A 22,400-nucleotide genomic window follows, 5' to 3' on the forward strand; every position below is an offset into this window, starting at 1 on the left:
TCAAGCATTATCAGGTAACAGAGATTGCGTAATGGAAAGAATTATTGAGAAAACCGAGGACGGGAGTGCTACCCTATTTGTACCGGAATTGAATGAACATTATCATTCAACGAAAGGAGCACACACGGAATCTCAGCATATCTTCATTGATATGGGGCTGAAAGCTTCTGCCGCCATCTCTCCGCGCGTTCTTGAGATAGGTTTCGGAACAGGACTGAATGCCTGGCTCACTCTCAAAGAAGCAGAGAAAAGCGGTCGGAACGTACACTATACAGGCTTGGAACTATATCCTTTGGAATGGCAGACAGTGGAGCAGCTTAACTATGTTCCGAACGATGAACAAGTAACAGTAAACGGCGAACAGCAAACGGCTATCGAACTTTTCAAGCAACTCCACACATCTCTCTGGGAAGAAGAGGTACACCTTACTCCACACTTCACTTTACGGAAAGTAGAGACGGACGTCAACGAATGGACAATGAATAATGAAAAATGGGCAATAACCAATAACGAAACCCGTTCTCCATTATCGACTATTGATAACTCATATGACCTCGTCTACTTCGACGCCTTCGCCCCGGAAAAGCAACCGGAAATGTGGTCGCAAGAACTATTCAACCGTCTTTATGTTTTATTAGCTAAAGACGGTATCCTCACCACTTACTGCGCAAAAGGCATTGTACGACGAATGTTGCAGACAGCCGGATTCATCGTAGAACGTCTTCCGGGCCCTCCGGGTGGTAAACGGGAGATATTACGCGCCTGTAAACAAGAGTAAAAACAAGATAAGATAAAAAGAAACCCTCGAAATAAAAGAAAGCCATGAAAAAACAACTAAAAGATATGAGAACGCTTCTTCTCCTAGGTTCCTGCCTGCTACTGGCAGCCTGCACAGGACGTGCGTCCAAAAGTAATAACGGCGATGAGGAAAAGCCGGTGATTACCGTCACACTCGAACCCCAGCGTTATTTCACCGAAGCCATCGCAGGAGACAAATTCAAGGTAATCAGCATGGTTCCCAAAGGTTCCAGCCCGGAGACATACGACCCTGTCCCCCAGCAACTGGTTTCCCTCGGAAATAGCAAAGCCTATTTCCGCATCGGATACATCGGCTTCGAACAGGCATGGATGGAGCGCCTGATGAACAATACGCCCCATATCCAAGTATTCGATACTTCCAAAGGCATCGACCTTATCCTTAACAACGGCGACCATGACCACGGACACGGACATGGCCCTCGTGACGGACATACCCACGCCGTAGAGCCCCATGTATGGAATTCTACCGCCAATGCATTAATCATCGCCGGAAACACCTACAAAGCCCTCAGCCAACTGGATAAAGCCAACGACGCATACTACATGGCACGCTACGACTCCCTCTGCCAACGTATCCAACATACCGACAGCCTGATTCGCCAACAACTCTCCGCACCGGAAGCCGCCAAAGCCTTTATGATTTACCATCCGGCACTCTCCTACTTCGCCCGCGACTACGGATTGCATCAGATTTCTATCGAAGAGGGTGGCAAAGAGCCTTCTCCCGCCCACCTGAAAGAACTGATAGACCTCTGCCAGACCGAAGATGTGCGCGTCATCTTCGTACAACCGGAATTTGACAAACGCAATGCGGAAACCATCGCGCAGCAAACCGGAACGAAGGTTGTCCCCATCAATCCGTTAAGCTACGACTGGGAAGAAGAAATGCTGAATGTAGCCAAAGCACTTGCCCCGCAAACAGCTACAAAGTAGATGCAAGCAGCCGCAAACTAGAAATATAAAGAATAACCCCAGCCATTTTCAACAATGAAACCCATAATCGAAATAAAGAATCTTTCTGCCGGATATGACGGCCGCACTGTTCTCCACGACGTCAACCTGAACGTCTACGAACGGGATTTTCTGGGTATTATCGGCCCCAACGGCGGCGGCAAGACGACACTTATCAAGTGTATCCTCGGCCTGCTGCCCCTCACAGGGGGAGAAATCATCTTTCACACTCCTGCAGAAAAGGCTTCCAACACCCAACTTTCACTTGGCTATCTGCCGCAATACAGCACCATCGACCGTAAATTCCCGATTTCGGTGGAAGAAGTTATCCTGTCAGGATTGAGCATACAAAAGTCCCTTATCTCCCGATTTACGCCCGAACAGAAAGAAAAAGGGAAAGAAATCATCGCCCGCATGGGGCTTGAGGGTCTTGAGCATCGCTCTATCGGACAACTCAGCGGCGGACAATTACAACGTGCCCTATTGGGACGTGCCATCATCTCCGACCCCGCAGTCCTGATTCTCGACGAGCCAAGCACGTATATCGACAAGCGTTTCGAAGCCCGTCTCTATGAACTGCTGGCAGAAATCAATAAAGATTGCGCCATTATCCTTGTCAGCCATGATATCGGCACAGTGCTCCAACAAGTAAAATCCATCGCTTGTGTCAATGAAACACTGGATTATCACCCCGATACGGTTGTCACCACTGAATGGCTGGAGAAGAATTTCAACTGCCCCATCGAACTGCTCGGACACGGGACATTGCCGCACCGCATTCTGGGCGAGCATCACCATCACTAAAGATGCAATACTTGGGCTTTCAACCATTCATACCTTAAAAATCAGCTATTAGCACCTTGAAAATCAGCTATTAATAGCCGGCCTCTCAAGTGTTAATACCTGAAGTCCCAAGTGTTAATACCTGACAACTCAAGTATTAACACCTGACAACCTTATCTATTAATACCTGTCGCGGGATTTATATTTATTATCACCCAAAGAGTCTCCTTATACTTAATAAATCTTACTTTCTTCTCCTATATACAGGTAAATCACTATCTTTGCGACCGCGTAACTTGTTTTTAACGAATAAACTACCATAGTGCTAATGAAACAGTACAGAACCGTAAACAACCTCATGGGTTGGCTTACATTCATCATTGCGGCGACAGTCTATTGTCTCACAATAGAGCCGACCGCAAGTTTCTGGGATTGCCCTGAGTTTATAACCACCGGCTACAAACTGGAAGTCGGTCACCCGCCCGGCGCACCTTTCTTCATGCTGATGGCGAATCTGTTTACCCAATTTGCTTCCGACGTAACCACTGTTGCGAAAATGGTGAATTATATGAGTGCCCTGATGAGCGGCGCCTGCATCCTGTTCCTCTTTTGGAGCATCACCCACCTGGTTCGCAAACTGATTGTCACTGACGAAAACAATATCACCCAAGGACAGCTTGTCACCATCATGGGCAGCGGACTGGTCGGCGCACTGGTCTATACGTTCAGCGACACATTCTGGTTCTCGGCCGTAGAAGGTGAAGTATATGCTTTCTCTTCCCTGTTTACCGCAGTCGTTTTCTGGCTGATTCTGAAATGGGAAGACGTAGCCGACCAACCTCACAGCGACCGTTGGATTATCCTCATCGCTTATCTGACGGGATTAAGTATCGGCGTGCACTTGCTGAACCTGCTCTGCCTGCCTGCCATCGTACTGGTATATTACTACAAAAAGACTCCGAATGCCACCGCCAAAGGCTCGTTACTGGCACTCGTCGGTTCCGGCGTACTCGTAGCCGCCGTGCTCTACGGCATCGTACCGGGCATCGTGAAAGTAGGCGGCTGGTTCGAACTGCTGTTCGTCAACGGACTCGGCATGTCGTTCAATTCCGGCGTAGTCGTTTACATAATCCTGCTTGCGGCTTCTCTTATTTGGGGTGTATACGAAAGTTATACCGAAAAGAACAAGATGCGCATGGCTATCTCCTTCATCCTGACGATTACCCTGCTCGGTATCCCATTCTACGGACACGGAGCAAGCAGTATCGTTATCGGTATTCTGGTTATCGCCGCATTGGGGCTTTATCTTGCTCCGCAAATGCAGGCCAAAATCAAAGAGAAATGGCGTATTTCCGCCCGCACCATGAATACGGCATTGCTGTGTACCATGATGATTGTCATCGGATATTCCTCTTACGCACTAATCGTTATCCGTTCTACCGCCAACACGCCGATGGATCAGAACTCACCGGAAGACATCTTCACGCTGGGCGAATACCTTGGCCGCGAACAGTACGGAACACGTCCGTTATTCTACGGGCCTGCTTTCTCTTCGAAAGTGGCGCTCGACGTAAAAGACGGATATTGCGTTCCCCGCCAATCGGAAACGGGAAGCAAATATGTCCGCAAGGAAAAGACCTCACCGGACGAAAAAGACTCTTATATCGAACTCCCCGGACGTATCGAATACGAATATGCGCAGAATATGCTCTTCCCGCGTATGTACAGCTCGTCACACGCCCCGCTCTACAAGCAATGGGTAGACATCAAAGGCTATGACGTGCCTTACGACCAGTGCGGGGAAATGGTAATGGTAAATATGCCCACCCAATGGGAGAATATCAAGTTCTTCTTCTCCTACCAGTTGAACTTCATGTACTGGCGTTACTTCATGTGGAACTTTGCCGGACGGCAGAACGACATACAGAGCACCGGAGAAATAGAACATGGCAACTGGATTACCGGCATTCCGTTCATCGACAACCTGCTCGTAGGCAATCAGGAATTGCTCCCACAGGATCTCAAGGATAACAAGGGGCATAATGTATTCTACTGCCTGCCGCTGATTCTCGGCCTGATAGGGCTCTTCTGGCAGGCTTACCGCAACCAGCGTGGTATCCAGCAGTTCTGGGTAGTATTCTTCCTGTTCTTCATGACAGGTATCGCCATCGTGCTCTACCTCAACCAAACACCTGCACAGCCCCGTGAACGTGACTACGCATATGCCGGCTCGTTCTATGCCTTTGCCATTTGGATAGGTATGGGAGTGGCAGGACTGATCCAGTGGTGCTCAAGAATGAAACCCGAACAGCGCCTTATCGCAGGGGCAACGGAAGAAGAAGCGGAGAAGATAAGAAGAACACTGGAAGAGAAAAGAGCGAAGTTTATTACAGAGGAAGAAGAAGCGGAATTGCAACATAAACTTGACTCTCTGTACGAAACCTACGTTCCATACAAGCCATCTGCGGCAATGGCGTGCAGCCTTTCCATCATTTGTCTGCTTGTCCCCATACAAATGGCAAGCCAAACCTGGGACGACCACGACCGTAGCGGACGCTTCGTAGCCCGCGACTTCGGCCAGAACTACCTAATGACCTTGCAGGAAGAAGGCAACCCGATAATCTACACCAACGGTGACAACGATACTTTCCCATTGTGGTACAACCAGGAAACGGAAGGCTTCCGCACGGATGCCCGTACCTGCAACCTGAGCTATCTGCAAACCGACTGGTACATCGACCAGATGAAGCGTCCGGCATACGATTCTCCATCGCTTCCTATCACCTGGGATCGTGTGCAGTACGTAGAAGGACAGAATGAGTATATCTCTATCCGCCCGGAAATGAAAGCCCTCATCGACAGCTACTTCAAACAAGCCAATGAACTGGCTGCACAGGGAGACACGACCATACTGTCGCTCGTTCATTCCATCTTCGGCGAGAATCCTTATGAACTGAAGGAAATCATCAACCGCTGGATGCTTGGCAAGAACGACCAGTTGAAGGAGCTTCTCAAAAAGTCCGGCAAGGATATACAATTACCGCTTATCCCTACGGACAGCATCGTAATGAAGATAGACAAGGAAGCCGTACGCCGCTCCGGCATGAAGATACCGGAAGCATTGGGCGACTCCATCCCCGAATACATGACCATCACCTTGAGAGACGCCAACGGCAACCCGAAACGCGCCCTCTACAAGAGTGAACTGATGATGCTCGAAATGCTTGCCAACGCTAACTGGGAACGTCCTATCTACATGGCAATCACCGTAGGCAGCGAGAACCACCTCGGCATGGGCAACCACTTCACACAAGAAGGTCTTGCCTACCGTTTCACGCCGTTCGATACGGACAAACTCGACAGCAAGATAGACAGTGAGAAGATGTACGACAACCTGATGAACAAGTTCAAGTTCGGTGGCATCGACAAACCGGGTATCTATATCGACGAGAACGTAATGCGCATGTGCTACACACACCGCCGTGTCTTCACACAGCTCGTAGGACAACTCATCAAAGAAGGCAAGAAAGACAAGGCTCTTGCAGCCCTTGACTATGCCGAAAAGATGATTCCAGCCTACAACGTACCGTACGACTGGGCGAACGGCGCTTTCCAAATGGCAGAATCTTATTATCAACTGGAACAAACCGAGAAGGCCAACAAGATTATCGACGAACTTGCCAACAAGTCGCTCGAATACATGATTTGGTATCTCAGCCTGACTGATAGCCAACTTGCCATTGCCAGCGAGAATTTCGTATATAACGCCAGCCTGCTTGACGCCGAAATCCGCCTGATGGAGAAATACAAATCAGCAGAACTCGCAAAACACTACTCCGAACAGCTCGACCAACTATACAACGAGTATGTTACGAGAATGAAAGGGAAATAAGTAAGTATAAAGTATCAGGTATCAAGTATGAATCGCAGCTTTTAACCAGCTCTTCCGCACGGAATAATACTTAATGCCTGATACCTGATACTCAAAAAAATCACAAGCTCAATGTTTATAGAACAACCACCCTGGCTTTTACGGGCGTTGTATCCACAAGCAATCTTCCGTATGGACCCGAACGAACGGGCAGTCTACCTGACTTTTGACGACGGTCCTATTCCCGAAGTTACTCCCTGGGTACTGGATGTACTGGAAAAGCATTCTATCAAAGCTACCTTCTTCATGGTAGGCGATAATATACGCAAACACCCGGATGAATACCGGATGGTAGTGGGACACGGACACCGCATCGGTAACCACACCTTCAACCACATCCGCGGATTCGAATATTCCAACCCGGATTACTTGGCAAACGCCCGGAAAGTGGATGAAATTATCCATTCAGACCTTTTCCGTCCGCCACACGGACATATGGGATTCCGGCAGTATTATACGTTGCGCTATCATTACCGCATCATCATGTGGGATCTCGTGACCCGCGATTACAGTAAGCGGATGCGTCCGGAACAGGTACTGAACAACGTAAAGCGGTATGCCCGCAACGGTTCCATCATCACCTTCCACGACTCCCTGAAATCCTGGAATAACGGAAACCTGCAATATGCACTACCCCGCTCCATCGAATTCCTGAAAGAGGAAGGATATGAGTTTAAAGTATTCTGACCTGCAAGAATAAAGCCCCCTTTCTCGCAAGAGAATTCGAGAAAATATAAAAGCCGAAGCCTTACGCCCCGGCTTTTCTTTATTTAAAGCCACTTTCCGGCTCAAATCCGAAAGATTCCCGTTCTAGCCATCATCCCGTCATCGTGACGCACATTCATTCAATAAAGGACAAAAAAACAGCAAAATAGTGTATCTTTAAAAAGTCATGTATCATTATCGTCCCCTCCAAACTTATTTCTTTATAAATTTGCATAGGACTCTTTCGCAGAAAGCCTCCAGGTGGTGAGTCGGTTGTATAAGTGGGAATTCAGTAAAAACACCGTGAAACTAATTTATCATTATCCTAATGATAATAGCAATTCTTTCTTTCCAGAAAAGAAACTTTTACCGATTTCTTTCTTTTTCAGAAAGATAAAAAGTGAAAAAAGCAAAGATTTCAAGTAACAATCATTGGTTATTCAAGAAACATTCAGTAATTTTATCAGCGATAATTACCAATCCTTTAGTTCCTTAAAAGAAGAACGATGTTTAGTAAACTCTTTAAGTCGAAGAAGACATATGAACCATTAGATTATACACTTCGAAAGTATTTCGAAAATAATATACTTTGCCTAATCGACTTCTTCCCTGAGCCTTCATTAGACAAGAGAAAAATCTTTTTACCTTCCGAAGACGATATTCCAATAAAATGGAATAAATCAAAAACAAATGTGATAGAAGCCCTGAGAATAGTTTCTGAAGCCATGCAAATAAACCCTGATGAGATTGAAATGGATTTTTATATGGAAGGAATGACGGAATTAAATACAGGAACGACTCCTATTTTCCTGGAAAATCCTGCTGAGGAAGAACATACATCAGGATTATACTTTGATAAAAATGAAAATGGAAAATATGAGATTTCCATCAATGAAATAAACCTGAGAAATCCTGAAGCATTAATTGCCACTCTTGCCCATGAATTATGCCACATCAAGCTATTAGGAGAAAAGAAAATGGAAGAAAACGACGAATACATGACAGACCTTGCAACAGTATTCTTTGGATTCGGGGTTTTTACATCAAATGCTTCCTTCCAATTTTCTCAAGAATACGACAGGTGGGCATATAGTACGTCCGGCTATTTAAATCACAACGAATGGGCTTATTCATTAGCGCTATTTGCATTTCTCAGATATGAAGAGAATCCTGCCTGGAGTGAGTTTCTAAATCCAACAATAAAGAAAGAATTTCATAGATGTCTACGATATATACTTGAGAATGAGGAGGAAATATTCAAATTCAAAGAAATTGAAAACGACTGATAGACATTAAAAAGAGAAGGCACATTTTCAATCAAACGCACCTTCTCACAAAAGTTAAACTAAACCATATAACTCAAGAGAGATTATCTATTGGAGATATTCCGCAAATAGCTCAATATTAGATAAAAGTTATGGATATCTCATATTTTAATTTATAAGTAAAGCAAGAATGTCCTGAAACAGAATCCTACTATCCGAGTTCATGAGAAATTTGCACCCCAAAACGTACGCCCATGTTGGGCGTACTAAAAAGAAACAGCCGTTTTATCACAAAACGGCTGTTTCGAAATAATTAATGTAAAGCTAAACCTTCCTTAAGGGTCATTATATGATTTAGCTTTTTAAGCGCGCTCGCTTTATACTATTCAAAACATGTTATTTCAAGGACTTTTGCATCGTAAAAACGGGGAACAGAATCGGGTGTCCCTGATAACTGCTGCCTTTGAAAAATCCGATGACAAAGAATAAGCCCGCATCGTCATAAGTCAGCGTAACCACTCCGTTTTTGATGGAGGGAACAAGAGCAATCGTTGCCTTCAAATATAAATCTCCATCCTGACTGGCAGCGATGACGGATCCGTTCACTCCACCGCCTATGCCTATATCTTGGGGAAGAGGAGTGGTAACTAGAAATTCGCCTTTGTCATAAACGGCAGTCAATTCCATCGTTAGACCCTCTGCAAGCATATCCATTGGAACGGTAATTAGATATTCACCCTCCGTCTCGCTCTTCTCAATTGTTGTGCCGGCTAATGAGAACAAACCGGAAATTCCGAAGTCTTCTCCTATAACTTGTGTTTTTCCTTCCCATGTACCCACGTAATCGGCAACGCAGCATTGTATGACTGTATATTCCACTTCACGATTGTTCATCTTGGCCTTGAAGGAGACAGTGCGGCGGCTGTCTGTTGCATTCTCCTGCACGGACAGCTTGAATCCGGTATCTGTCATTTCTCCTGTTATCCATTGCTTGGCAGCTTCAGGAATATCAATCTCAATAGGGAACGTTCCGGATGTCTCCACAAACACGTCACCTGCAATGTCTCTTACAAATAGCGTTGTTTCGTTTTGATTATAGATCCACACGGCACCTTGTTGCAAAATGGCTACTTTCCGGTTTGTTTGGCCATCCGACAATATGATGGCGGCGGTACGGCTCGGATATCCTGCATTCACGTCTACCGTTACTATCACTTTATTGCCCGTAATCTCCTTTATTCGGCACCAGCCAGCATCAACACTGGCTTTTATTTCTGCACCTTCCGATATAAATTCTACGGTTGCTTCACCACCCTTAGCCGACAAATCAATGTTGGTGGACTGGGTTATCTCAAATTTCGGCGTAGGAATCAGATGGTCATTATCTTCTTCAGAGCATGCAACTACTACTAATAAGCTACACAACGCCAAGCATAATGTATATATATTCTTTATTCTCATAACCTTTTATTGTTTAACCATTTTTTTTACGTAAGGGATTCGGAAAATAGCTTGATATGACTTGAAGTCATAGGCGATGAATGAATCTGTATTGCCCCATACTCCGTTATCTTTAAAGTTGATGACACCATTCTCGTCATTGATGCCAACCATTCCGGCTCCAGACTGATTGGTAAGACTTCCGCCAGGAGTAGTATCTAATCCCCAGACACACAGATAAACGCTACCGTACAGAGGCTGTGTCAGAAGAGCTATCCTGCCGTAAGCGGCATCATAAGTCATCAGAATGTCGTTGGGAAATCCTGTCATGGTATAGAGTGTGTTGAAAGGATCGTTTTCTACACGGCTAAGAGTGACTTCTCTCGTCTCGTTGTAATAAAACAGATATGTTCCCAAGTATTCATCGTATAGCTTATATCCTTCCGGAATGAAGGCTTCCATGGCTATATCTCCGTTAACGTAAGCCTTTCTTTCTTTATCCCAGGTCAAAGACTGCATCTGTGCATTACCCAAATCTATCGGTTCGTAGAACTTGATTCCATCCGGGGTGTAGACAAACGGAAGATCTTCCTGTGTGCCATCTTCGTGGGTTAGCACAAATTTATGGTACAGTTGTTCCACATCATATTTCTTTTCAGCTCCTACTTTTACGTCATACAGGGCAGGAGAGGCTTCTTTGGTCACTGCCTTGACTTCGTCCAGATACTCTTTCCATGTTTTGTTTTCAGGCAGTGGAGTCATCAACATCGTTGTCCCGGTCTTTTTACCTTTGAGCGTCACTTTCTCCGGAGTACACTCCAGAATGAGGAATTCATAATCCCCCTCCATTCCTTTACCCGAACTACCGATGCCGAAATTATTGAGAGGTTCGGAGAATAGGTGGAATATCTCATTGTACGTATCGAAAGTCAACGTCGGACCTGTGCTCTGCTTTACGTCATACTGACTGATCACTTTCTTGTCACTGGCAAAGAGGTCGCACGACACTGTCGCATTCTTCTTATCGTCGAAAGAAGTCAGGATGGTATATCCTCCATACATCTTAGTGGGAGACGGGTAATATTCAATCACCCATCCGTTTTTGGCGCTTTGCAATATGTTCAAGTCTTCTTTGATGGCTTCGCTGATGCGTTCGGATGCCGTCTTGTTAAACAAGTCGTCCACTTCGGAAGAACATGCCGCAAAGGCAAAGACGGCCAGCAGAAGGCTAATTTTGTATAAATGTTTCATATAGTTCATGCTTTTAATCGTTCAGGTTTACCAAATCCAAGTTCATAATTTCCGAAGAACGCCGTTGGACGATGTCCCGCAGACTGTCCAAATCAATGTTCCATGTTTCTGCCATATAGGTGCGTGCCAATTCCAGCTTTTGTTCGATGTAGGCGGCTCCGTCACCGGCAGTCTCAATCTGTTCGTTCCACCAAGCCTTATCGTGAGTGACAAAGTTGGCTATCGTCTCGGCAAAGTCTTCGTGCACTTCGTTGCTGGCATAAGCTGTGATGAATCCTCTCTCCAAGGCTTGTTTATCTGTGTAGTTTACCCAGCTTCCCCCCGTATATTTACCGGTGGATATTTCGTAAAACTCCTGTGGAAACTCTATTGTCTGGTGCAATATATGCGCAAATTCATGGTGCATGGTCTTGAAGTACCAGAAGTTAAGCACTTCTATGTCCGGATTGTCCGGATTGAGAGCATTGACGTTGTATAGCGTGACTTTCAATCCGCCTTCTGCCGTACCCAGCACAATTTGTCCTTCTTCATAAGCCGGAGAACCAATTAAGTGAATCATCTTCGGACCGTATGTGCAGATGAATTCCCGGTCGTTGTTCATCACTTCGATGTAAGCGTCGATCCATAGGAACTTCACCAACTTGGCTATGGCTACTGATTTGCGGAATTCAGCCGGCACCAAGTTATATTTTTGGTCGGATTCATGGTCTTCCAGCCGGTATTTGAAGTCTACGTTATAGGGGTATACGTAGTTGTTCAGTAACCAGTTGTCGAATTCTGCTCTTTGGATGGCAGTACCTTCAAAGATACTCCGGTCGTTCAAGTCGTCTTCACTGCAAGCACTTAGCCCGCAAATGGCAAACAGGATTAAAGTAATATATTTAAAATAATTCATACGTATTCTCTTTTTAATTGTTTCTAGGATTAGGTTGCATTCCCGCGTTGATAACCTCTTGAGGCAATTGGATGGCACGCCGCGGATCGTCTTTTTTCAATACGGTAGACGAGCTTGTGGCGTGGTTGTGAGAAAATTCAATGCCATAACGTTTCAGGTCATACCAGCGTATTCCCTCTTGGATTCCACCCAGTCGGCGCAACTGCAGAATCAGTTGAACGAGGTTCTCTTCCGTTCCGGCTGCTACGGTGAATCCTTCAGGGTTCAGTGTCTTCTTTACACTCCGTTGATCACGTGAATCGATTTTTGCGGGAGCATACGGAAGGGCGTCGTAATATTCATTTAAGGCAGATATCGTCAGGTCGCTTCCCGTATCTTGACTCATATCGCTGTTGTATACAATCCACTGGTTGATGTCGGCCAATGCCTGTGCATAGTTATGTTTTCCCACCGCATAGGCTTCCGCGCGACAAAGAAGTGTTTCGTCACCGCTGAACGTCACATTTACCGCGTGATTGAATCCGATACCGTTTGCTTTGTCCGTATATTCAAAATACGTTATCATCTTCGGGAATGGATTCTTTTGCTGGTTGGCGCCAATGAAGTATAGCAAACCTGAACCTCCTCTCCAACTCCAGGGACCGTTGGTATCGATCGTTTCCGCACTGAATATCTCTCTCCCGTGGGCATAGCGTTCGTATATGCTGTAAGGTCCGGCTATGTAGGCCCATTCCGAATAAACCGGGGATATCAACAAGTTGGCAGCTACTTTCTCCGAAATATATTTGGATGCGATATCCTCCACTTGGCTCAACTCTCCGAAGTCTTCCGTCCAGTGGCGCAGAGAGGTGACGGGGTTACTTCCCAATACGGCATCGGCATGTTCTATCACTTTGTCCCATTTTTGGGAGAAGAGGTAGAATCGCGCGGCGAATGCATTGGCTGCTTTTTTGTTGAAATGGTATTTGGGAATACTGTAGATGGCATCCCTGATCAAGGGTAATCCTTTTGTGATATCCTGTTCTATTTGTTCATACGTCTGTGCCAATGTGCCTCGTTCATATGGGGCGAATACCTCTCTCTCGGGTGTTGTGCAGTAAGGTATTCCCAACTCCTTGTCTGCTGTCTGCGGATTGTAGGGCATGCAGAAAATATTTGCCAGTACGAAATGCGCATACGCCCGACACACCAGAGCTTCCCCTTTCTGGGCGGACAAGTTGTCGGGGTCTCCCAATTCTTCAATGCTTTTCAGTGCCTGATTGGCCGAAGCAATGGCTTTGTAGCATGATTCCCACAGATCGTAAGGGCAATCACTGGACTCCCTGTCCGTGGGATCTTCCCACAAATATATCTCTTCCTGTAGTTTCATGTCATCAAATCGGGCGCCGTTGTCCATCACATTGTCAGATGACATTTCCGCCATGAAAAACGGTGATCTGTCCGGATAGGCGGATACCAATAAGGTGGTGATCTTGTCACCTTTGTCAATTTCCGTGCGGCTGTCGGGCACCGTGTCAAGAAAATCGCTGCATGAGGACACGAATACCGACATTGAAGCAACCAGCAGGATATAAAGTCTATTCTTTTTCATAATGTATTGTCTCCTGTTAAATTCCTAATCTTAAAGTCAAAGTAAATTGTTTAGCCATAGGTACGGCTACACCACCGGTATTGAAGAACTCCGGATCTTGTCCGTTGAGTTTGTCGTCCGAGTAAATCAGGAATAGGTTAGTACCCTGAAGTTTCAGTGAAGCTGTAGAAAGCCCTACCCGATTTGCCCATGACTTGGGGAAATCATATGATAATGAGATTTCTTTCATACGGATGAAGTCTCCCTTTGCTATCCGTTCGGTAGAATAGTTGTATGCGTTGTAAGCGCGGCTTAGCCGGGTATCTTTCGTGTTCATCCGTTTATCGGCAATGGATGGAATGTTGGTCGTTTTTTCGTCTCCGGAAGTCATCCAACGGTTCTTGAATTCCTTCGGTGTAGCGTCCAAATCCGAATATTTATTATGGAAAGCCGGATCCAGACGTATCACATTGCCGAAAGAGTATGTGATGAACACATTCAGCTTGACCCCTTTGTAAGAGAACACGTTGCCGAAGCTACCGGTGATGGTGGGGTCGGTAGAGCCTTCGTATACTAAATGGGATTTGTGGTCACGGTCTTGAAAGTTAATGTTACTTGTGGTCAGTTCACCGGATTCATTGATGAACGTTGGTACACCCTCTTCGTTCAGTCCTTGGAAATCCATTGAGAAAAGGCTGCGCACCGGATAACCTTCCAAAGCGAATCCGCTGCCGCTGATCATTTCCATAATGGTAGAATTGGATTTGAGGTCGGTGACTTTATTTTTTGCTTTGGAGAAGATAAAATCCGTATTCCATTTGAAATCTTTCGTCACGATGTTACGTGTCGACAAGGTAAATTCCACTCCATGCGACCGCATACTGGCCATGTTGGCATACTTGGAAATCTGCCCTCCTACACCTACTGTATTTACGATGCCTATCAGGTCGTAGTTATTACGGCGGTACCAGTCAAAGGCTACATTGATACGGTTGTCGATGAAACCTATATCGGCTCCTATGTTCAGTTCATGCTTTTTTTCATAAGTCAGTCCGTTGTTTTCCAGCTCTTTAATTTGCAGTCCGGACTCTTGAACATTTGCGGTGGGTCGCCACGGGTTATAGCTGTTGATAATTGCCAGCGAGTTACTGACATTAGCCGGCCCCCTGTCTGCCGTCAGTGAGTAGGAGGCTTTCAGTGTGACATTGGAGAGTGTGGGGCGCAGGCTCTCAAACCATTTTTCTTCGTGCATATTCCATGCGCCGGATACGTTCCATGTAGGAAGCCAGCGTGCAGCCCGGCTTTTTCCCAGTTTGTTGGACCCTTCATAGCGAAGCGTGCCGTTGATGGTATATTTGCCTTTGTATGAGTAGGTTGCTGTCCCAAAGAAAGCCACTTCCCGCGAACGGGTTTCATCCACCGTATAATAATTAGAATTCTCCTCGTTCGCTTGTTTGAAATAGAGATAGTCGTAAGCCGGCAATAGTCCCATGCCATATTGCATACCTACTCCGTTGAACCAAGTTTTGTTACGGTTAGTGGAGTTCACTTCCATACCTCCAAAGGCGTTCAGGATGTGGTCTTCGTTAAAGACGTCGTTGTAGCTTACGGTACCGCGGAAGTCGAAACTGTTCATCGCATATTTTGTTTCGCGATAGAAGCCACCGACGGGCATCACACTTTCCGGAAGTGTATTTACCTTGTCAGGATCGGTATATAGCCACGGATTGGCTTTCTGCATCGTGGCATCATCCATAGCGCGGTATGCCCATGCCTGATTGGAGTAATCTTTCACGTAATGGTCTTGGGTTGTAGTAGAATATTTGTAAGCACCCAGGGCGGACAGTTCCACTTTGTGGACAGGTTTCCATTTCAACTCTGCCTGAAACTTCATATCTACTACATGGAGATCCATATAGTTATTTTCCAATTCATTAAAGATATTGAACGGGGCATAATTACGTACATAATACTCATTGGAATCCATTGTGCGTGAAGTATTCAGCGCAAACGAATAGGGATTGATGTCGAAATCCCGTTTCACTTCTCCGTTTACAGGGTCCGACTGCGAACCCAAGGTTCCCGGCGCTTCCTGTTTACGATAAGAAGCGTTACCAATCAGATTCAATGATACTTGTTTCGAAACATTGTAGAGTGCATTGATATTGGCGGTATAGCGTGAAACCTTGCTCTTCTTTGACCATCCCGGATCTATCATGGCACTAAGTGAGGTGTAATAGGATGCCTTTTCCGTACCAGTGGACATACTGACGGCATGGCTTTGGGATATGTTGTTGTCGAACAACAAGTCAAACCAATCCGTGTTATTGTATTCCGCCTGTTCGAGGAAGGCAATGCGTGCTTCCGGTGTATTTTCCAATCCGTAAGTCCCGTTTGTCGCATTATACTGGTTGATGAGGTGATACATTTTGCCATATACCCCACTGTTGGAGGCACGATACGAATCGGAAAAGTTCAGGTAACCGGCTGCTTCCAAGTCCCTGTATACACTCATTTGCTCCTGAGAATCCATAATGTTGAAGTTCCGGTACTGAGGCTTCAGGCGCATCGTAAATTCACCGGTATAACTGATTTTGTTTGTTCCGGCTTTTCCTTTTTTGGTAGTGACTACGATAACACCTGCCATGGCCCGTGCACCGTAAATGGAAGTAGCTGAGCCGTCTTTCAATATCTGAAAACTCTCAATGTCGTCGGCATTCAAACCTGCAATGGCCGAACTGATCAATGTTTCTGCATTACCGGAAGATAAATCATCAGCTCCTACTTCCGTCACATCTTCCATGATGACACCGTCTACTACCCACAGAGGTTTTGAACTACCATAAATGGAAGTAGCGCCACGAACACGAATCTTCGGTGCTGTACCGAATGTTCCTGACACATTTTGAACAGATACACCGGCTGCACGTCCTTCCAGGGCTCGGCTGACATCTGCAAGACCGTCCAATTTGGCATTTTCCGCCGAAATCTTAGTCGCTGCTCCCGTAAACAATCGCTTATCCATTTTCTGCATACCGGTGACCACAACCTCTTGCAATACTTCTGCATCGGGTTTCATTACAACTTTCATCGTCCCCGGTTTAATGGAGACTTCTTGCGTTTTCATACCGATATAGCTAATTTTCAAAGTTCTAGCAGAACTTAATATTAAAGAATGTTTGTTTTACAAATTCGGGAATAATTGTCAATATAATAACCCAAACATAAAACTGTCAAAATGATATTCACTTCTCTTCAGCATGCAAATATTTTGGAAGTAGTACGATATAAATGATAAAAACGCAAGGATTCGGAGATAGGAAAATGCATGATGTATGTCAACTGTCAATTATTATATCAATAAAAATAAGAATATCTGTTTTATGTGTGAAATGGGAATGTAAAATCTTCAATACTCGTTTTATTTGTTAGTTTTATCCCATTTATTTATAGGTAGCAACTAGAAAATAAAAAACTATTTTATAATTCTTCCAGTCCTTTATCAGCATAAAAATGAAAATAAAAGCTCCGTTTTCTTATTTCCATACAAGTGTATGACAGGAAATTAAGGTCTGATAACCTTTAAAAGGGGAAATGGCAGGTTGGCTATTACTTGCCAACATGTTGGATGTAGTTTGCTGAAGTGTTGGATATATATATCCAATGTGTTGGGCATATATGTCTGACAGGCAGTGTATATATGTCCAACGTCTCCAATGTATATATCCTGGCCTTTTTTTCTATATACCGGATATTTTCGGGAAAGCACATGTTACCCATAATTGTGTTTATATTGCATAATGACAGAAATACCCTTATTTTACTACCATTTAAAACCCTTCATATTTTTATTGCTTATTTTCATATTTAAGGAAATGTCTTTAATGTCTCAAGTAGCTATTTTTCATCCTAATTTGTCCTCTTTGCTGTTTGTTAAATTTTAGTTCTTTTGAAAATATCAATACTAGTTTTTATATAATTAACCCCGTTTTTTTATATCACTATGTACTATTTATTTCCATAATATAGTAATACACCTTATTAATAATAGCAATATGTTATCAAAAACAACCTGTCCGCTTCCTTTGAAAAAGGATGTTCACCACTCGTATTTCAAATTATCTTGCAACTAAATTGATATTTTTTTTATTGTTTTGCTTTGTTTTTAATAAAATGTGCTTATTTTTGCAAAAAGTATACAAGCAAATAGACAACTATTATATTAACTAAATATTGAGGGAGCGTATGAAAAGAAGATTTGTGTTGTTATTGGCCTGCTTATTGGCAGGAATTGGTCTAGCGATCGCCCAAACACCTAAAACAATCACAGGTGTTGTCATTTCGGAAGAGGACAACCAGCCTGTTGTAGGGGCATCCGTACTAGTAAAAGGCACGTCTATAGGAACTACTACCAACATGGATGGAAAGTTCACTATCAGCAATGCACCAAGTTCTGCTAGAACTTAACCACCTCCCAACACACCCGCACAACAAATATATACTCTCCCCTTCACTCCTGTCTAGCAACCACACGATAGATTATTTCTACTAAAAAAGAATGGGAACTCCCATATAATTACAGGAATCCCCACTTTTCTACTATTTTCAGCTCTTATATCAGATACTAATATGCTACCGAAAGCGGAGCACGTAATTTTTGAGCATACTCAGCCATATATTTATTCCATACATCTGCCGTCTTGATGGCAGCTTTGTCCCAAGCAGAACCCCAGTAATAAGTATATTCAGAACCCGGCTCATATTCGCTGACAGCCAGTACATGACCATCCGCTCCGCCGCGCTCTTTTTTCTCCGTTTCCGAGAAAAGAACTACTTTAGCATCTTTTACTTGCGCAGGGAATGCGGCGCCGACAAATATCTTGCCGTTTCCACCTTTCCGGTCGGTCGTAGGGTCAACATAAGTGATGTAGCCGTTTGCGGCATCTGCTGCAACTGCACCGTCCGGTTCACGCAGGACAAGCCCGGTAGTTACAGGCATGGCTTCCTTCAGGTTGGTATACGAAATTACTGCCTTATTGAGGTATGAGCCTGCATCCAGAGAAATGACACGCGTTTCCACCACATTGGAATCTCCACGAACTACCAACGGATTAAATTCCAGTTTCACGGTGAAACGCAACGGGCCGTTATCAAGGATTTCCTGTGTGCGGTAGCAGTAAGGATAGATAATGGTATCGCCTGCCATCAAAGCAGCCGTACCGCAACCCAATGTAGGGCCTACGGCGTAGCAGTCCATTCCGTAACCATGGTCGATATGGTAAGAGATGGAACGTCCCAGTTCTCCTGCCGCTTTCGGGTCTGTCTTTTTCAGTTCGGCTATCTTGGCACGCTTTTCCTTGTTCAGTTCTTCAGCGTACATACTTTCAAGAACCGGTTCCGTGGTGTTGTACTTCGTAAATAGGTCATAGCCGAAGCCGCGTTCGCCTCTTGCCTGCAAGGCAGGGCCATAGGCACGATAACCGCCAAGGTCATTCTCCCAGGCAACGTCGTCCAGACGTTCGGGGTAGTATTTGCCACAAGCAATTACGTTGAAAGGCTCCGGAGTGCCCTGTTGGATAGTATAAACGGCTGTGCCGTTAGCTGTCACCGCAGCTGGAAAAATAACTTTTTCGTCATATGTCACTTGGTAAGGCACTTGCCGGCCATCGGCGTCAAGCACTACAATCTGTGCTGTATCTGCCAGTTTCAGTCTGGCAACTACATCGCTCATCGGTATTTCAACCATCTCGCCGGCGCGTTCCAACGCCAGAGGATTGGTCACAGTGACCGTCATCGCCTGTTTGCTGTCCGCACAGGAAGCGAAGCCCATCAAAGCGGCGGCAAACAGAATAAATATCTTTTTCATGATTGGTTCTTATTTAAATAAAAATAAGGTGACAGATGAAAAGAGGATGCTCTTTGCCATTCTATCACCTTACCGGATTAGTTTTCTATCTTATCTTGTATTATTTCGGTTGTTTTCCGATATAAGCAAGGATACCACCGTCTACGTAAAGAACATGTCCGTTGACAGCGTTAGATGCTTCAGAAGCAAGGAATACGGCAGGACCTGTCAGTTCTTCAGGATCCAACCAACGGCCGGCCGGAGTCTTTGCACAGATGAATGAATCGAACGGGTGACGGCTTCCGTCTGCCTGTGGCTCACGAAGAGGAGCAGTCTGCGGAGTAGCGATGTAACCCGGGCCGATGCCATTACACTGGATGTTGTATTCACCATATTCAGAGCAGATGTTGCGAGTCAGCATCTTCAGACCACCCTTAGCGGCAGCATAAGCAGACACAGTTTCACGACCCAGCTCAGACATCATAGAGCAGATGTTGATGATTTTACCGGCACGTTTTTCCATCATAGCAGGAAGAACAGCCTTAGCAACGATAAACGGAGCGTTCAAGTCGATGTCGATTACACGACGGAAATCTGCAGCTTCCATTTCGTGCATAGGAACACGACGGATGATACCTGCGTTATTTACAAGAATATCAATTGTACCTACTTCTTTAGCGATAGTAGCAACCATAGCCTGTACAGCCGGTTCGTCTGTTACGTCACATACATAACCGTGAGCCTTGATACCCTTTTCTGCATAAGCAGCCATACCTTTGTCTACCAACTCCTGATTGATGTCGTTAAAACAAACAGTAGCGCCTTGTTCTGCAAAAGCAGAAGCGATAGCAAAACCGATACCATAAGAAGCACCTGTAACGAGAGCTACTTTACCTTTCAAAGAAAAATTCAAATACTGATTCATAATTTTTTTGTTATTAAATTAGGAAAACTTATTGTAGTTGTTTATTTCAAATCTGTTATTAATGAGAAGTCCTGATCGCCGTAGTCGAGGTTCTCGCCACCCATACCCCAAATAAAGGTATAGTTGTGGGTAGCGGCAGCCGAGTGGATAGACCATTCGGGCGAAAGAACCGCCTGGTCGCCCTTCATCCATACGTGACGCGTTTCGCCCACTTCGCCCATGAAGTGGCAGATAGCGTGGTCTTCGGGGATTTCGAAGTAGAAATAGGCTTCCATACGACGGCTGTGCACGTGGGCAGGCATCGTGTTCCATACGCTTCCCGGAGCGAGTTCCGTCATACCCATCTGGAGCTGGCAGGTAGGCAATACCTGATTCACCAGCATCTTGTTGATGTTACGGTGGTTGGAACCTTCCAGTGAGCCCATTTCGGCTACTACTGCGTCGGCTTTCGTCACCTTACGGTCGGGATAGTTGCGATGAGCAGTCAGTGAGTTGAAGTAGAATTTGGCGGGATGTGCAGCATCCTTGCTTTCGAAAGTCACTTCACGGTCGCCCGAGCCCAGGTAAAGGGCTTCCTTATAATCTAGTTCAAATTCAGCATCGCCTGCTTTTACGATACCCGGGCCGCCTACGTTGTAAATACCCATCTCGCGGCGTGTCAGGAAGAAAGGAGCTTTCAGTGGGTCAATCGCTTCGAGCGTCAGCACCTCTCCTACCGGAAGAGCTCCACCTACTACCATGCGGTCGTACATGGAATATACCATATTCACTTCATTGGGGACAAATATCTTTTCGATTAAGAAATCTCTGCGGATTCTTGTAGTATCATAACTTTTTGCATCCTCGGGATGCGCAGCATAGCGAATTTCATAGTTCGTTTTCATACCTTATTTATTTATAGTTATTGAATAAGTTCACTTTCTACGTGCACACCGTTTGCGTACACGATGCAAAAATAGCAAAAGAAAACGGGTTTACCTTGCAATTTTGTTCCAATTATCCACCAAAAATGTCCAGAATTGTTGCAATGTACACTTTTTTAACGAACTATAATACGATTCGAAAGAGATTTTCACCTAATGAAAGGAAAAGCACATATGCTTTGGATTTTTTAGTATCCCGAAACAAAGCCATCAAATAAAGAAGCAGACTGAATGGTATCCAACCTGAATCATACCTTGGAGATTGAAAAAAGACAGGGAAACATATCCAAGATACAATATTCACATTATCAGACAATTATTTATCCATGTAGTATAGAAATAGTAGTCTGATTCTCCGTTTTCTTCATGCTGACGTATTCGATACGCTGTCCGGAATTTGAGCGGATAGCAAGAAAAGCTTTACTTTGCCCAAAAATAAAAAGCTATGAACCACTCCCTGCTAAAGAAAACAGTATTCAGTCTCCTGCTGGCGTGTAGCGTATGCATATCAGGATATGCCGCGTCCGTCCGGGTGACGCCTTCCTTCTCATACCATCCCGACTCTGTACGTATCATATTGGAAGAGGAACAACGTGCCGCATTCAATCATTTCTGGCAATTCGCCAATAAACAGACCGGAATGATTCACGCAGGCACGAATGTCAACAACAAGAATCTGACTACCGGCGGAAGCGGCTTCGGTGTCATGGTGACACTGACGGGAATAGAACGGGGATGGATTACCCGCAAAGAGGGAGCGAAGCGTATTCTCACGCTTGTGCGCTATCTGGATAAAGCGGAACGTATAAAAGGAGTCTGGTCACATTGGATGAACGCGGAAGGACAACCGGTCAAGTTCGGCAAGCAGATAGAATCCGGCGACCTGGTGGAAACATCTTTTATGATGATGGGGCTTTATGCTTTCACCATTAAATAGTCCCGGCTATTGACTTTTCCCTTTTTATTTTGTATCTTTGAAGAACCAAAATAGGAGAAAAAGCAATATGAGTTATATAAAAATCAAGACATAATAGCACATTATCAAACATATATTTCCATGTATGGAAGAACTACAGTGGGAGAAAACCATTGCTGAT

General features: G+C 45.0%; 15 protein-coding genes and 2 pseudogenes. 9 read left to right on the forward strand and 8 right to left on the reverse strand.

Going from position 1 to position 22,400, the window contains the following annotated elements; genetic code table 11:
• Positions 1-31: 31 nt before the first annotated feature.
• From mnmD to BQ7997_RS14370, 7 genes and pseudogenes are all read left to right on the forward strand, one after another.
• Entirely contained in the window at positions 32-778 is a 747-nt protein-coding gene (gene mnmD / locus BQ7997_RS14345) for a tRNA (5-methylaminomethyl-2-thiouridine)(34)-methyltransferase MnmC2 (RefSeq protein ID WP_073346985.1), read from the forward strand.
• A gap of 44 nt (positions 779-822) precedes the next feature.
• Positions 823-1,752 (forward strand): metal ABC transporter solute-binding protein, Zn/Mn family, encoded by a 930-nt coding sequence (locus BQ7997_RS14350; RefSeq protein ID WP_073346986.1) that lies wholly within the window; start codon positions 823-825, stop codon positions 1,750-1,752.
• A gap of 54 nt (positions 1,753-1,806) precedes the next feature.
• Positions 1,807-2,574 (forward strand): metal ABC transporter ATP-binding protein, encoded by a 768-nt coding sequence (locus BQ7997_RS14355; protein WP_073346987.1) that lies wholly within the window; start codon positions 1,807-1,809, stop codon positions 2,572-2,574.
• Positions 2,575-2,881: 307 nt separating this feature from the next.
• Positions 2,882-4,840, forward strand: a pseudogene (locus BQ7997_RS26050) (glycosyltransferase family 117 protein); the annotation flags it as partial.
• A gap of 198 nt (positions 4,841-5,038) precedes the next feature.
• Positions 5,039-6,445: pseudogene (locus BQ7997_RS26055) on the forward strand (hypothetical protein); the annotation flags it as partial.
• 111 nt (positions 6,446-6,556) lie between these two features.
• Positions 6,557-7,171, forward strand: a complete 615-nt coding sequence (locus BQ7997_RS14365; RefSeq protein WP_073346989.1) for a polysaccharide deacetylase family protein — start codon at positions 6,557-6,559, stop codon at positions 7,169-7,171.
• Between the two features lie 524 nt (positions 7,172-7,695).
• Positions 7,696-8,475, forward strand: coding sequence for a hypothetical protein (locus BQ7997_RS14370; protein WP_073346990.1), 780 nt, complete (start codon positions 7,696-7,698; stop codon positions 8,473-8,475).
• A gap of 375 nt (positions 8,476-8,850) precedes the next feature.
• Here BQ7997_RS14370 and BQ7997_RS14375 read toward each other — a convergent pair whose 3' ends face one another.
• Genes BQ7997_RS14375 through BQ7997_RS14395 form a run of 5 tightly spaced genes read right to left on the reverse strand, consistent with a single transcriptional unit; the run spans position 8,851 to position 16,779 of the window.
• Positions 8,851-9,915: a BACON domain-containing protein gene (locus BQ7997_RS14375; RefSeq protein WP_073346991.1), complete on the reverse strand. Its 1,065-nt coding sequence runs from the start codon at positions 9,913-9,915 to the stop codon at positions 8,851-8,853.
• Between the two features lie 6 nt (positions 9,916-9,921).
• Complete coding sequence (locus BQ7997_RS14380) at positions 9,922-11,145, reverse strand: DUF4302 domain-containing protein (protein ID WP_073347440.1); 1,224 nt, start codon at positions 11,143-11,145, stop codon at positions 9,922-9,924.
• 13 nt (positions 11,146-11,158) lie between these two features.
• The gene (locus tag BQ7997_RS14385) at positions 11,159-12,040 is read right to left on the reverse strand and encodes a zinc-binding metallopeptidase (protein WP_044654061.1); all 882 of its coding nucleotides are present in this window, start codon (positions 12,038-12,040) and stop codon (positions 11,159-11,161) included.
• A 13-nt stretch (positions 12,041-12,053) separates the two neighbouring features.
• A complete protein-coding gene (locus BQ7997_RS14390; protein ID WP_073346992.1) occupies positions 12,054-13,631 on the reverse strand; it encodes a RagB/SusD family nutrient uptake outer membrane protein in 1,578 nt (525 codons plus the stop codon).
• Between the two features lie 16 nt (positions 13,632-13,647).
• The gene (locus BQ7997_RS14395) at positions 13,648-16,779 is read right to left on the reverse strand and encodes a SusC/RagA family TonB-linked outer membrane protein (RefSeq protein WP_073346993.1); all 3,132 of its coding nucleotides are present in this window, start codon (positions 16,777-16,779) and stop codon (positions 13,648-13,650) included.
• Positions 16,780-17,855: 1,076 nt separating this feature from the next.
• Here BQ7997_RS14395 and BQ7997_RS14400 point away from each other — a divergent pair.
• Positions 17,856-18,077, forward strand: a complete 222-nt coding sequence (locus BQ7997_RS14400; protein ID WP_044657265.1) for a carboxypeptidase-like regulatory domain-containing protein — start codon at positions 17,856-17,858, stop codon at positions 18,075-18,077.
• A 157-nt stretch (positions 18,078-18,234) separates the two neighbouring features.
• Here the strand turns inward: BQ7997_RS14400 and BQ7997_RS14405 are convergent, their stop codons facing one another.
• From BQ7997_RS14405 to kduI, 3 genes are all read right to left on the reverse strand, one after another.
• Positions 18,235-19,476 carry a DUF4861 domain-containing protein gene (locus tag BQ7997_RS14405; protein ID WP_073346994.1) on the reverse strand — a complete coding sequence of 414 codons (1,242 nt, stop codon included), beginning with the start codon at positions 19,474-19,476 and terminating at the stop codon, positions 18,235-18,237.
• A 100-nt stretch (positions 19,477-19,576) separates the two neighbouring features.
• Positions 19,577-20,380: a gluconate 5-dehydrogenase gene (locus BQ7997_RS14410; protein ID WP_044655860.1), complete on the reverse strand. Its 804-nt coding sequence runs from the start codon at positions 20,378-20,380 to the stop codon at positions 19,577-19,579.
• A gap of 41 nt (positions 20,381-20,421) precedes the next feature.
• Entirely contained in the window at positions 20,422-21,264 is an 843-nt protein-coding gene (gene kduI, locus BQ7997_RS14415) for a 5-dehydro-4-deoxy-D-glucuronate isomerase (protein WP_004307807.1), read from the reverse strand.
• A 484-nt stretch (positions 21,265-21,748) separates the two neighbouring features.
• Between kduI and BQ7997_RS14425 the strand changes: the two genes are divergently transcribed.
• Positions 21,749-22,240: a hypothetical protein gene (locus BQ7997_RS14425; protein ID WP_022136630.1), complete on the forward strand. Its 492-nt coding sequence runs from the start codon at positions 21,749-21,751 to the stop codon at positions 22,238-22,240.
• Positions 22,241-22,400: the final 160 nt, after the last annotated feature.

Source organism: Bacteroides congonensis (assembly GCF_900130125.1).
In the GTDB taxonomy this organism is placed as follows: domain Bacteria; phylum Bacteroidota; class Bacteroidia; order Bacteroidales; family Bacteroidaceae; genus Bacteroides; species Bacteroides congonensis.

Bases quoted from the DNA above. Each gene is read 5' to 3' on its own strand.
- mnmD (WP_073346985.1), top strand. From the start codon at position 32: ATGGAAAGAATTATTGAGAAAACCGAGGACGGGAGTGCTACCCTATTT.
- BQ7997_RS14350 (WP_073346986.1), top strand. From the start codon at position 823: ATGAAAAAACAACTAAAAGATATGAGAACGCTTCTTCTCCTAGGTTCC.
- BQ7997_RS14355 (WP_073346987.1), top strand. From the start codon at position 1,807: ATGAAACCCATAATCGAAATAAAGAATCTTTCTGCCGGATATGACGGC.
- BQ7997_RS14365 (WP_073346989.1), top strand. From the start codon at position 6,557: ATGTTTATAGAACAACCACCCTGGCTTTTACGGGCGTTGTATCCACAA.
- BQ7997_RS14370 (WP_073346990.1), top strand. From the start codon at position 7,696: ATGTTTAGTAAACTCTTTAAGTCGAAGAAGACATATGAACCATTAGAT.
- BQ7997_RS14375 (WP_073346991.1), bottom strand. From the start codon at position 9,915: ATGAGAATAAAGAATATATATACATTATGCTTGGCGTTGTGTAGCTTA.
- BQ7997_RS14380 (WP_073347440.1), bottom strand. From the start codon at position 11,145: ATGAAACATTTATACAAAATTAGCCTTCTGCTGGCCGTCTTTGCCTTT.
- BQ7997_RS14385 (WP_044654061.1), bottom strand. From the start codon at position 12,040: ATGAATTATTTTAAATATATTACTTTAATCCTGTTTGCCATTTGCGGG.
- BQ7997_RS14390 (WP_073346992.1), bottom strand. From the start codon at position 13,631: ATGAAAAAGAATAGACTTTATATCCTGCTGGTTGCTTCAATGTCGGTA.
- BQ7997_RS14400 (WP_044657265.1), top strand. From the start codon at position 17,856: ATGAAAAGAAGATTTGTGTTGTTATTGGCCTGCTTATTGGCAGGAATT.
- BQ7997_RS14405 (WP_073346994.1), bottom strand. From the start codon at position 19,476: ATGAAAAAGATATTTATTCTGTTTGCCGCCGCTTTGATGGGCTTCGCT.
- BQ7997_RS14410 (WP_044655860.1), bottom strand. From the start codon at position 20,380: ATGAATCAGTATTTGAATTTTTCTTTGAAAGGTAAAGTAGCTCTCGTT.
- kduI (WP_004307807.1), bottom strand. From the start codon at position 21,264: ATGAAAACGAACTATGAAATTCGCTATGCTGCGCATCCCGAGGATGCA.
- BQ7997_RS14425 (WP_022136630.1), top strand. From the start codon at position 21,749: ATGAACCACTCCCTGCTAAAGAAAACAGTATTCAGTCTCCTGCTGGCG.